This window comes from Listeria sp. SHR_NRA_18 (assembly GCF_003856515.1).
In the GTDB taxonomy this organism is placed as follows: Bacteria; Bacillota; Bacilli; order Lactobacillales; family Listeriaceae; genus Listeria_A; species Listeria_A newyorkensis.
In genome coordinates, this window is record NZ_QPKR01000001.1 from 44,701 (window position 1) to 56,994 (window position 12,294).

The 12,294-nt window shown below is 45.7% G+C and carries 12 protein-coding genes and 2 other annotated features; all 12 genes read left to right on the forward strand.

Annotated elements, in window-relative coordinates:
* Nucleotides 1-37: 37 nt before the first annotated feature.
* The 12 genes from murQ to trpA all read left to right on the forward strand — a co-directional run bounded on the left by murQ (nucleotide 38) and on the right by trpA (nucleotide 12,287).
* Complete coding sequence (gene murQ, locus DUK53_RS00300) at nucleotides 38-925, forward strand: N-acetylmuramic acid 6-phosphate etherase (RefSeq protein WP_036133244.1); 888 nt, start codon at nucleotides 38-40, stop codon at nucleotides 923-925.
* A gap of 15 nt (nucleotides 926-940) precedes the next feature.
* Nucleotides 941-2,404 (forward strand): PTS transporter subunit EIIC, encoded by a 1,464-nt coding sequence (locus tag DUK53_RS00305; RefSeq protein ID WP_036133241.1) that lies wholly within the window; start codon nucleotides 941-943, stop codon nucleotides 2,402-2,404.
* 106 nt (nucleotides 2,405-2,510) lie between these two features.
* Nucleotides 2,511-3,359 (forward strand): MurR/RpiR family transcriptional regulator, encoded by an 849-nt coding sequence (locus DUK53_RS00310; RefSeq protein ID WP_036089011.1) that lies wholly within the window; start codon nucleotides 2,511-2,513, stop codon nucleotides 3,357-3,359.
* A gap of 157 nt (nucleotides 3,360-3,516) precedes the next feature.
* Nucleotides 3,517-4,185: a hypothetical protein gene (locus tag DUK53_RS00315; protein WP_036089012.1), complete on the forward strand. Its 669-nt coding sequence runs from the start codon at nucleotides 3,517-3,519 to the stop codon at nucleotides 4,183-4,185.
* Nucleotides 4,185-5,171: a nucleotidyl transferase AbiEii/AbiGii toxin family protein gene (locus DUK53_RS00320; RefSeq protein ID WP_124892522.1), complete on the forward strand. Its 987-nt coding sequence runs from the start codon at nucleotides 4,185-4,187 to the stop codon at nucleotides 5,169-5,171. The genes DUK53_RS00315 and DUK53_RS00320 overlap by 1 nt, the downstream gene beginning before the upstream one ends.
* Nucleotides 5,172-5,221: 50 nt before the next feature.
* Nucleotides 5,222-5,465: a binding site (T-box leader), on the forward strand.
* A gap of 231 nt (nucleotides 5,466-5,696) precedes the next feature.
* Nucleotides 5,697-5,939 (forward strand) — a binding site (T-box leader).
* 67 nt (nucleotides 5,940-6,006) lie between these two features.
* Nucleotides 6,007-7,374: an anthranilate synthase component I gene (gene trpE / locus DUK53_RS00325; protein WP_036133238.1), complete on the forward strand. Its 1,368-nt coding sequence runs from the start codon at nucleotides 6,007-6,009 to the stop codon at nucleotides 7,372-7,374.
* Complete coding sequence (locus DUK53_RS00330; protein WP_036133236.1) at nucleotides 7,371-7,985, forward strand: anthranilate synthase component II; 615 nt, start codon at nucleotides 7,371-7,373, stop codon at nucleotides 7,983-7,985. Before trpE ends, DUK53_RS00330 begins: the two co-directional genes overlap by 4 nt.
* Entirely contained in the window at nucleotides 7,957-8,976 is a 1,020-nt protein-coding gene (gene trpD / locus DUK53_RS00335; RefSeq protein ID WP_036089016.1) for an anthranilate phosphoribosyltransferase, read from the forward strand. Before DUK53_RS00330 ends, trpD begins: the two co-directional genes overlap by 29 nt.
* A complete protein-coding gene (gene trpC, locus DUK53_RS00340) occupies nucleotides 8,973-9,737 on the forward strand; it encodes an indole-3-glycerol phosphate synthase TrpC (protein ID WP_036133235.1) in 765 nt (254 codons plus the stop codon). The genes trpD and trpC overlap by 4 nt, the downstream gene beginning before the upstream one ends.
* Complete coding sequence (locus DUK53_RS00345; protein WP_036133233.1) at nucleotides 9,734-10,330, forward strand: phosphoribosylanthranilate isomerase; 597 nt, start codon at nucleotides 9,734-9,736, stop codon at nucleotides 10,328-10,330. Before trpC ends, DUK53_RS00345 begins: the two co-directional genes overlap by 4 nt.
* Nucleotides 10,331-10,332: 2 nt before the next feature.
* The gene (gene trpB / locus DUK53_RS00350; RefSeq protein WP_036133231.1) at nucleotides 10,333-11,535 is read left to right on the forward strand and encodes a tryptophan synthase subunit beta; all 1,203 of its coding nucleotides are present in this window, start codon (nucleotides 10,333-10,335) and stop codon (nucleotides 11,533-11,535) included.
* Nucleotides 11,532-12,287, forward strand: coding sequence for a tryptophan synthase subunit alpha (gene trpA / locus DUK53_RS00355; RefSeq protein ID WP_124892524.1), 756 nt, complete (start codon nucleotides 11,532-11,534; stop codon nucleotides 12,285-12,287). The genes trpB and trpA overlap by 4 nt, the downstream gene beginning before the upstream one ends.
* Nucleotides 12,288-12,294 lie beyond the last annotated feature (7 nt).

Sequence of the window (12,294 nt, forward strand, 5' to 3'; positions counted from 1 at the left end):
GAATGCGTTACAATAAACGTATGAAAGAGGTGTTTTTATGTTAGAGAATTTATCAACGGAAAAGCGAAATGAAAAAACGACATCTTTAGATACGCTAACTGTAAAAGAAGCATTGCAGATTATGAATGAAGAAGATGCGAAAGTACCGGTTGCTATTGCGGCGAATCTTGCTTCAATTGAAACCGTTATCAATGGTGTGATAGAGAGTTTTAAAAAAGGCGGACGCTTGGTTTATATTGGCGCAGGAACGAGTGGGCGTCTTGGTGTTTTGGATGCCGCAGAATGTGTGCCGACGTTTGGCGTGCCGGCGACAATGGTTGTTGGACTAATCGCGGGTGGCGAGAAAGCGTTTTTAAAAGCGGTGGAAGGTGCAGAAGACTCGGCTATTTTGGGGAAAGAAGATTTACAAGGTATCGCTTTGACGGTGAATGATTATGTGTTGGGAATCGCGGCAAGTGGCCGTACGCCTTACGTGATTGGCGCGCTTGATTACGCGAAAGAAATTGGCGCGAAAACGGGTGCTTTGTCTTGCAACACGAACGCAGCGATTTCAAAACACGCGGACACAGCGATCGAAGTGGATTGCGGCCCTGAAATTTTGACAGGATCGACGCGTTTGAAAGCCGGAACAGCACAAAAGCTCGTTTTAAACATGATTTCGACGGTTTCGATGATTGGAATCGGAAAAGTATATAAAAACTTGATGGTCGACGTGATGCCAACGAACGAGAAATTGGTGGAACGCTCAAAACGCATCATCATGGAAGCAACAGAATGTGATTACGAAACAGCAGAAAAGCATTTTGAATTAGCAGGACAGCACGTGAAACCAGCAATTGTCATGATTTTAACGAATACAGACCTTGCGACAGCCACGGAAAAATTAGCAGCAGCGGATGGTTTTATTAGACGCACATTAGACTAAAGGGAGGTACGAAACATGAGTAAAGAACAAGATTTAGGCCAAAAGATTTTTGAAGAAGTCGGCGGTATGGGGAACGTTTCTAAAATCGCACATTGTATGACGCGCGTACGTTTAGGAATTAAAGATACAGATAAAGTCAACGTAGAAGGATTAAAAGCGGCACCAGGAGTACTTGGCGTCGTAGAAGATGACACGCTCCAAATCATTGTTGGACCAGGATTCGTTAACAAAGTAGCCGGCGCGATGTGTGATATGGCAGGCGTGAAACTAGGCGAAACATTGCCGGATAATTTAGATGAGAATTTGACACAAACATCCACAAAAACTGGGAAAGAGCTGGTTGAGGAGAAAGCAGCGGCAACAAAAGCTGCGCTGAAAAAGAAACAAAATAATACATCTGGATTCAAGCGTCTATTGAAATCGATTGCGAACATTTTCGTTCCGCTAATTCCAGGTTTCGTTGGTGCCGGTTTAATCGCTGGTATCGCGGCGATTCTTTTTAACAATATTCAAGCTGGTAATCTAGATGCCGGGACATGGGCACAATATGTCACGGTTTTAAACGTTATTAAGAATGGTATATTCGCATTCCTTGTTATCTATGTAGGTATCAATACGGCGCAAGAATTTGGTGGCACGCCAGTACTTGGTGGAGCCGTCGGTGGTGTGACGTTACTCATGGGCGTGACGCCAGAAACACCAATTAAGAATATTTTCAACGGTAGTGATATGGTCGCAGGACAAGGTGGTATTATCGGCGTACTTCTAGCGGTTTACTTACTTTGCGTACTGGAGAAATTTTTACGTAAATGGATTCCGAATTCGCTCGACATCATTTTAACACCGATGTTAGCGTTACTCATCATTGGTTTGTTCACGATTTTCATCATCATGCCATTTGCTGGCGTTATTTCAACGAGCTTGGTTGGAAGCATCAACTGGATTATCGCAAAAGGTGGACTGTTCGCCGGATTCGTTCTGGGGACGCTATTCCTGCCAATGGTTATGCTTGGACTTCATCAAGTATTGACGCCAATCCACGTTGAAATGATTGCACAAAATGGCTACACAATATTGCTTCCAATGCTTGCGATGGCAGGCGGCGGACAAGTCGGCGCATCAATCGCAATCTGGATGCGTTGTCGCAAAAATAAACCTTTAGTTACGATGATTAAAGGCGGTTTGCCAGTCGGGATTCTCGGCATTGGTGAACCATTAATCTACGGTGTTACTGTCCCGCTTGGGCGTCCGTTTATCACGGCGTGTCTCGGCGGCGGTATCGGTGGAGCTATTATTGGCTTCTTCGGTAATGTTGGCGCCATCGCAATTGGCCCATCAGGCGTAGCGCTCATTCCGCTTATCGCTAATAACACATGGTTTGAATACGTTATCGGCTTACTAGCAGCCTACCTTGGCGGTTTCATCCTCACGTATCTATGGGGCGTGCCAAAAGATGCAATGGAAGCAGTAGAAGAGTAAAACAACGAAAGTGGGGCAAATGCGTCTCACTTTTTTTGTTGTATCGCATTGCCACATGGTATAATCAAAGCATGGAATGTATTCGAAGGAGGCGGCAACAAACATAATGGGAAGTGTGATTAATCGAATTCAAGGTATTTTAGAAGAACTGCCGAAATCAGAGGCAAAAGTAGGTCGCGCAATATTAGCTGATCCTAGTAAAGTGGTGAAAATGTCGATTCATGAACTGGCAGAAAGTTCGGGCGCGAGTGGCGCTGCGGTGATTCGTTTTTGCCATTCGATGGGGTTAGAAGGCTTTCCAGAGTTAAAAATGAAGTTATCCGTCGAGCTTGTTCGGCCTGAAAAAGTAGGCTATTATGACATCGAGCCCAATGAAGATTTTGAGGAAATTACCCGGAAGCTAGTTTCTAACACGGTACAAACATTGAACGACACGGTTGGGCAGTTAGAGAAAGAAAAAATTATGGATGCATGCGAAATTCTGTATAAAGCGGATACAATCTATGCGTACGGTGTTGGCGCTTCGTGGCTAATTGCTGAGGATATTGCGCAAAAATGGATGCGCGCTGGAAAACACGCGATTGCGATTGCAGATCCCCATATTTTAGCGATGGCTTTTGCGGCGGGCTCTAAAAATGCGGTTTTCTTTGCGATTTCCAATAGCGGCGAAACGAGTGAAGTGTTGCAGTTAGCCGATGAGGCGCTGAACAATGGTTTGGAATTGCTCAGTCTGACTCGTTTCGGGCAGAATAAATTGAAGCAACGAGCGGCGGTTGCACTGGAAACATCACGCGCGCCAGAAAGCGAGCTTAGAAGTGCGGCAACGAGTTCGCGACAAGCGCAGTTTTTAGTGATTGATATCTTGTTCTACTTCTATGCCTCGCACCATTATGAGGAAATGATTGAGCAGATAAGGACTTCACGGGAAGCGACGAATCGATTTAGGGAATCTTGATTTGTTTGCTACATAATTTCAAAAAGGTAGGCCAAATGTGGCTTATCTTTTTTTAGTTGCCTTTTTAGGTTAAACGAAGAGTCTGTGGTATAATAAAGGAAACTTGATGAAGTAGGTGATAATGATGGGGGACGACTTGGGTACAAAGAGAGTATTAATGGAAGAAATAGAAGGATTAGCCTTGGAATATCAGGTTGGGGAGCCGATTTTCACGAAGGAGATTAAGCAACAAGTAAAGGAGCAGTTTGAAGCAGCCAGTAACGATAGTTTTACGAGAACAGTGAATGAATATTTGCGTAGATTGGAAAAAAGAGGCGTGATTTCTAAATATGATGATGGCATTTATTTTCGTAGCAAAGAGACTAAGTTTGGGCGAAGTGCTATCGACAAAGAGAAGCTTATTAAGAAGGCGTACATCATGGATGAGCAAGAGGATGAAGTGATTGGATACGTTGTGGGGGCTTCTTTTCTTAGTGCTAATGGTTTTTCTAATAATATGACGAATCGACGGGAAATCGTGACAAATAATTACAACGTGAAGAAACCGATTCATAAATTTAGTAACCCACCAATCATTAAAAAGCCTAAAGTGCCAATTTCTAAACATAATTATCGTTATTTTCAGTTGTTGGATACGTTGCGAGATATCGGTCAGTATCATGTGTTGGATGCCTCTTTTTATATGTCGCTTTATGACTATATGGAACGCGAGCGAATCGATGGCTTTAAACTACTGGGCTACGCAAAGAAATATTATAATCAAAAAGTAATGCACGTACTGGATGAACTAGCGGAGGCTGCTCTAGACAGGGAGCTGATTGGTTAATGTACTATACTTTGCACCACGATCGACATGCGTTTAGGGATTTACTAGAATCCATTTTTAATGAGCACGATATATTACCAGAGATTTTAGAGAAAGATTATTATGTATGTTTAATGTTGCAGGAAATAGCTACTGTACGGCGAGAGTATGACGTATATTTTAAAGGCGGGACGGCATTGTATAAATGTTTGAAAAGGATTAATCGCTTTTCAGAAGATATCGATTTAACATTTAATAATGAAAAATTTGTTTCTAAAACGAGTAAAAGTAATGCGCTGAAGAAAGTGACTTCGCGTTATACACAATTGGAGTTAAATACGGTACATCCACAAAGTGTCTCAGGAAGCGGTTCGAGGACATCGGTTTATGAGTATGATACTTTATTTGAGACTGGCTTTTCAAGGAAAGATTCGCTACGAAGAGTCGGGACAGTCAAGGTTGAGACAACGGCTTTTACGACGTTTGAGCCATATTGTGCGTATCTGATGGAACCTATTATATTAACATTAGCATCAGATTCGGTTAAGCAAATTTTGAATGTGGAATATAATATGAAGCCATTTGAAATGAACGTGATGAAGATAGAACGGATATTTGTTGATAAACTATTTGCTGTGGAAGATTATTATTTGGGATCAGCTGGGATAGGTAGGTTTATTGAAATGGGGAAACATTTATATGACTTGATTATATTATTTGAGTTAACTTCCATTCAAAAATTGCTTTTGGAATCAGAGACAGAATTGCATTTTATTGTTGAGCAAAAGAGGATAGAACAGGACTTGAGGCATGAAGCCAAGACTCTAGGGAAAACCATTAGTAACTTCCAATATTGGGAGTGTCTGGAGACGGATTGGGATATTGAAAAGGGCTATAATAGAATGCAGAATGTGTATATTTTCTTGGATGAAGACAGGAGAAGATTCGAATATGTTCTTGAAAAATGTGCCCATATTCACAAACGGTTTATGGAGAATTCATTGTAAAAAAAGCTTGACTTTAGCGGTAACATCGGCTAACATAAAGTTTATATTAAATGAATGCGTGGATGAAGAGTAAGTAACATGATGGATGTTTTAAGAGAGCTGATGGTTGGTGTGAATCAGTAGCAGAGATGATGTGAATGGACTTCGGAGCAACTAAGCTGAACGGGATTTTTCCTCAGTAGGAGTTAGCGATTAGGCCTTATCGTTACACAAGGCACCCCATATTCGTTGTGGGATTGAGTGAATCGTTTTTTCGGTTAATTAAGGTGGTACCACGGGTCTCCCGTCCTTATCTAGTTATTAGATATGGAGGGAGGCCCTATTTTTTTGACAGATTTTAGCCGGAGTAAATCGGCGGCAAGCGTTCGCATTCCAACAGTTTGGTGGACTTCCGGTTCTCACATACACAAGTATGCTCCGCTTCCGGCTTCCACCAAACTGTTGGAATACAAACGCTTTCGCTCGATTTGTGTAAAGCGATAAATTATTCTTATACGAAGAGAATAAAAATTAAAAAATATATAATCTAAAACATAAAGCAAGAAGAGTAAGCAAACATAATTTTCGCAGAGAGTCAGTGGTTGGTGTGAACTGATAAAGTTATTTTGCCGAAGTGGTCCTTGCGCGTGCGGCTTTGAACAAAAAAGTAGGAGCTGCCGGGTTCTCCCGTTATTGAGATAGAGTATGTGATTCGTACTCGAATGAGATGGAACTTTTTATGGTTCCAATATGAGGTGGTACCGCGGTATTTGATTATTCGCCCTCTAAAGAAAACAGTGATTTGGCTGCATTCTTTAGGGGGCTTTTTTGTATTCTGGAATTGGAGGAATGAGAGATGAAATTAACGAGAAAAATAAATGCGGACACGATTACGGCTATTTTGGCTTATGAGCGATTGGATGGGAAAAATAAGGCGTTACTTGAGGGCGCGGCTCGGGATGCGGATGCGGGACGGTATTCGATTGTTGCGATGGATCCGGTGCATGAGATTAAGGTTTATGGTCAGCGATTCGTGTTGGATGGTGTGGAGAGAACGGTGGTTGATCCGCTGGCGGAGCTTGATAAGGTGATTCGGACGGCGCCAAAACAGGCGGATTCGCTTCCTTTTGAGGCTGGTGCAATTGGTTATGTTGGCTATGATACGATTGCGCTCTATGAGGATTTGGGCGAGATGCCACGGGAAACGCGCGAGGGATTGGCGGATATTCATTTTATGGTATATGAGTCGTTTTTGATTATGGATCATCAGGCGGAGGAAATGACGCTGGTGCAGGATAATTGCTACTCGGGTCGGACGGAGGATGCGATGCGAGAGGCGCTGGATCGGATGCAGGAGCAGTTGGTGACGGCGGGTGATCGCGAGATGCGGGACGTTGTGGTGACGCCGATGGAATACACGAGTAATGTGACGAAGGCGGAGTATATGACGCAAGTCGAGCGGGCGAAGGCGCATATCAGGAACGGGGACTTTTTCCAAATTGTGTTGTCGCAGCGTTTGGAGGCGCCGTTTACGGGTGATGCGTTTGATTATTATCGAAAATTGCGATTGTTGAATCCTTCGCCGTACTTGTTTTTCGTTGATTTTGATGATACGACGTTGATTGGGTCTTCTCCGGAGAGTCTGGTGAGTGTGACGAATGATGTGGTCGTGACGAATCCGATTGCTGGGACGCGCAAACGTGGGGCGACGAAACAGGAGGATGAACGCTTGGCGGAGGAACTTTTGCATGATGAAAAGGAACTCGCGGAACACCGGATGTTGGTGGATTTGGGGCGTAATGATATTGGAAAAGTGGCGGTGACGGGGAGTGTGAGTGTCCCGGTTTACTTGACGATTGAGCGGTATCGCTTTTTGATGCATTTGGTGTCGGTCGTGGAAGGTGTGCTGAAACCGGAGTTGACGGCGATGGATGCGCTGAAATCGGTGTTGCCCGCTGGGACGGTGAGCGGGGCGCCGAAGATTCGAGCGATGGAACGGATTTATGAATGGGAAAATGTGAAACGTGGTCCTTATGCGGGTGCGGTCGGGTATTTGACGCATCAAGGGGATTGTGATTTTGCGCTGGCGATCCGGACGATGGTGTTGCATCAAGGAACGGCGTATGTGCAGGCTGGTGCGGGTATTGTTTATGATTCGGATCCTGAGAGTGAATATTTAGAAACGTTGCAAAAAGCAAAGGCGTTACTGGAGGTTGGAAAATGATTTTATTAGTCGATAATTATGATTCGTTTACGTATAATTTGGAGCAGTATTTGGCGGAATTTACGGATGAGGTCGTGGTTTGCCGGAATGATGCGGCGGATTTGATGGCATTGGCGGCGAACGCGACAGGGATTGTGTTATCGCCGGGGCCTGGAAAACCGAGTGAGGCGGGGCTTTTGGAAGAGGTCGTGCGGCAGTTCGCGGATAAGAAGCCGATGTTGGGAATTTGCCTAGGACATCAGGCGATTGGCGAGGTGTTTGGCGGAACGGTGAGTCAGGCTGGTGCGATTCGGCATGGGAAGGTTTCGATGATGCGACAAACGGCGGACAGTGCGATTTTTGCGGGGTTAGATGAGGAGCTGGAAATTATGCGGTATCATTCGCTGATTGTGGAGAAAGGCGGTTTTCCGGAGGCTTTGGAAATTTTGGCGCGGTCGCTGGATGATGATGAGATTATGGCGATGCAGTTGCGCGGGTTTCCGGTTTATGGGTTGCAGTTTCACCCGGAATCGATTGGGACGCTTGACGGCAAACGGATGATGGCGAATTTTGTAGCGATTGTGGAAAAGGAGGGTGAGCGAGATGGAAGCGTATTTGCAAAAAGTGTATGATCAACAGAATTTGACGCGAGTGGAGATGCAGGAAGTTGCTTCGGCGATTTTTGCGGGGGAATTAAGTCAGGCGCAAATCGCGGCTTTCTTGATGGCTCTGAAAATTAAAGGGGAAACGATTGAGGAGATGCAGGCGATCGCGGAAACGATGCAGGGCGTGGCGTTGCAGTTACCGATGGCGTCTGAAAATACGATGGATAATTGCGGAACTGGCGGGGATAAATCGCTCAGCTTCAATGTGAGTACGACATCGGCTTTTGTTTTGGCGGCGGCGGGCATTAAGGTCGCAAAACATGGAAACCGCAGTATTTCGAGCAAGTCGGGAAGCGCGGACGTTTGCCAGGAGTTGGGCATTGATATTTCGCTTGGCACGGAGGATATGGTATATTTACTGGAGAATGCTGGTATTGCTTTCTTGTTCGCGCCACATGTGCATCCGAATATGAAATATGTGATGGAAGTGCGGCGGGAGCTGAATACGCCGACGATTTTCAACTTGATTGGGCCACTGACGAATCCGGTAAAATTGGAGACGCAATTGATGGGGATTTACCGTCGTGATTTGTTGGAGCAAACCGCGCAAGTGCTTGGGAAACTAGGCAGGAAGCGTGCAATCGTGGTGAATGGCGGTGGTTTTATGGATGAGGCGTCGCTTGCGGGTGAGAATCATTACGCGCTTCTCGAAAATGGTGAGGTGACGATGCATCGTTTTTCGCCAGAGGATGTTGGCTTAGAAAGTCGTGATTTGGCGGCGATTCAAGGCGGCGATGCGAAACGGAACGCGGAAATTTTGCTATCGGTTTTAAAAGCGGAGCCGAGTGCGTATTACGATACGGTGGTTTTGAATGCTGGACTTGGCTTGCTGGCGCACGGAAAAGTAACGTCGCTTGTTTCGGGCATTGAGATGGCGCGTGATTTGATTGATAGTGGTGCGTCGTATGCGAAATTAACACAATTATTAGCTTGTCAAAAGGAGCGATTAGTAGGATGACATTTTTAGAAGAGATTTTAGCGAAAAAAGCGCAGGAAGTGGCGAAAATGCCGATTGAAAAGGTGGAATTAGACCGACAAAAACCGTATTTTCATGATTTTTTAAAGGCGAATAAAGATGCGGTGCAGTTGATTGCGGAAGTAAAGCGAGCGTCTCCATCGAAAGGCGCGATTAATCTAGATGTCGATCCCGTTGCCCAGGCGCAAAGTTACGAAGCGGCTGGTGCAGGCGCGATTTCAGTTTTGACGGATCAGCAGTTTTTTAAAGGAGATATTGAGGATTTGCGGACTGTGGCGGAGGCGGTGAGCATTCCGGTTTTGTGTAAAGACTTTATTATCAGTGAAAAACAGTTGATTCGCGCCAAAAATGCGGGGGCTTCGATTGTGTTGTTGATTGTGGCGGCTTTGTCGGAGGAAGACTTGACGGCGCTTTACAAACAGGCTACAGCGCTTGATTTAGAGGTTCTCGTGGAAGTGCATAATGAAGTCGAATTGGAGATTGCTGAACGACTAGGTGCAACATTGATTGGCGTGAATAACCGCGACTTACATAGTTTTGTAGTGGATATTGCGGTGAGCGAGCGCGTGGCAGAGGAATTTTCGCTTGCGGAGACGTTTTATATCAGTGAAAGTGGTTTCCGTGAACCGGCGGATGTGGCGCGCGTAGCGAAAGCGTTTAGTGTCGTACTTGTCGGTGAAGCGTTGATGCGAGCGGAAAATGTGGAGCAAGCGGCGAGTGCATTGAAGGTGAGTCGCGTATGACACAGGTCAAAATTTGCGGGCTGAAATATCGTCCTGATATCGAGGTTGCGGTCGCGAATGGAGCGGAGATGATTGGTTTCGTGTTTGCGCCGAGTAAGCGCCAAGTGACGCCGGATCAGGCTCGAATTTTAGCGCAAGGCATACCAGAATCGGTCAAAAAAGTAGGCGTTTTTGTAAATGAAAAACCTGCGGAAATCAACAGAATTGCGGCAATGGTCCCGCTTGATATCGTGCAATGTCACGGCCAGGAAACGGCGGTTGATTTAGCGGAAATAGAACACCCAACGATCAAGGCTTTTCAAGTCAAGGATGGCAAGATAAATGGGGATCTAACCGCGTTTCCAGATAGTCTGATTTTACTCGACGCGCCAATTCCGGGGCTCGGTGAAACGTTTGATTGGCAGGCGATTGTGAACAGCGAATTGCCCAAGGAACGGCTTATTATCGCGGGTGGCTTGAACATTGACAATGTCACCGCAGCGATCGAGCAGTTCCAGCCATTTGCCGTCGACGTTTCCTCGGGTGTTGAAACGAACGGCACGAAAGATCCTGAAAAAATAATAACATTCATTCAAAAAGCGAAGGAGTCCTGAAAATGAGTTATGATGCACCGAATAAAGCAGGTTTTTATGGGAATTATGGTGGGAAATTTGTCCCGGAAACATTGATGAAAGCTGTCACGGAACTAGAAGAGGCATACGAAATTTCGAAAACAGATGAGGCGTTTCAGCAAGAATTGAGCTATTATTTGCGCGATTACGTTGGGCGCGAGTCTCCGCTTTATTTTGCGGAACAATTGACGGCACACGCGGGTGGCGCCAAAATTTACTTGAAACGGGAAGATTTGAACCATACCGGTGCGCACAAAATCAATAATTGTATTGGGCAAGCTTTGTTGACACGCCAAATGGGGAAAAAGAAAGTCGTGGCGGAAACGGGAGCTGGGCAACATGGTGTAGCGACGGCGACTGTGGCGGCTCTGTTTAACTTAGAATGCACGATTTTTATGGGGGAAGAGGATATTAGGCGTCAGCAGTTGAACGTTTTCCGGATGGAGTTGCTTGGCGCGAAAGTGGTCAGCGTTTCTGGTGGGAATGGCACGTTAAAAGATGCTGTGAATGAGGCGCTGCGCTATTGGGTGGCGAATGTGGAAGATACGCATTACATCATGGGTTCTGTTTTAGGGCCGCATCCGTTTCCACAAATTGTTCGCGATTTCCAAAGCGTGATTGGAGCCGAAGCCCGCGCGCAGCATTCGGAAAAGGAGAACCGTTTGCCGGATGCCGTCGTTGCTTGTATTGGCGGTGGCAGTAACTCGATGGGACTTTTTTATCCCTTTGTGAACGATACGACGGTCAAAATGTACGGTGTCGAAGCGGCGGGATCTGGTCTGGATACTGCTTTTCACGCAGCGTCCCTTTCAAAAGGTGAAATTGGCGTCCTGCACGGCGCGATGATGCATATTTTGCAAGATGATGCTGGTCAAATTCAGGAAGCTTATTCCATTTCGGCAGGCTTAGATTATCCGGGAATCGGACCCGAACATAGTTTTTTAAGAGACGAAGGGCGCGCCAAGTATGCCTCTGTGACCGATGACGAGGCCGTAGAAGCGTTCCAATTGCTTTGCCGTACAGAAGGCATCATTCCGGCGTTAGAAAGCTCACACGCGATCTCCTTCGCCGTAGAACTCGCCGGCAAAATGAGCCCAGAAGAAAGCATCGTCGTTTGCCTATCTGGTCGTGGCGATAAAGACGTGGACCAAATCCGCGCACGTTTGAAAGGAGCAGATGACAAATGATGTTACAAAACGCAATCGAAAAAGCTAATTTAGCCGTAGTTCCTTATATTATGGCGGGGGATGGCGGCCTCGACCAGCTAGAAAATCAGATGCAACTACTGAGCGACGCTGGTGCGACAGCGATTGAGCTCGGTATCCCATTCTCCGATCCAGTAGCCGATGGACCAGTGATTCAGAAAGCTGGCGCGCGTGCTTTGGCGGCGAACATTAGCCTTGCGCAGATTTTAGAAACGCTGACCACGAGCAAAATCGATATTCCGCTAGTCGTAATGAGTTATTTCAATCCGATTTATCACCTCGGCGTTGAAAAATTCATTGAACTTGCTAAAAAAACACCGATTAAGGGACTGATTATTCCCGATTTGCCGTATGAACATCGCGATTTAATTTTGCCACATTTAGAAAATAGCGACATTGCCCTGATTCCGTTGATTTCGCTTACGAGTCCGAAAGAGCGAATGGAATTGATTGCGAAACAAGCACAAGGATTCATTTACGCGGTGACAGTGAATGGGACAACAGGCGAGCGTGCAGTATTTGGCGATAAGATTGATGAAAATTTGACATACTTAAAAACGATTAGTCCTGTGCCGGTTTTGGCAGGTTTCGGCATTTCGAACTTGGATCATGTGGCGAGATTTGCCGCCGTGTGTGACGGGGTGATTGTGGGAAGTAAGGTTGTGCAATTGTTGTATGATGGGAAGTATGAAGAGCTGAGTGGATTTATTACTGGGGCAAGTCAGGTTAAATAAACTATTA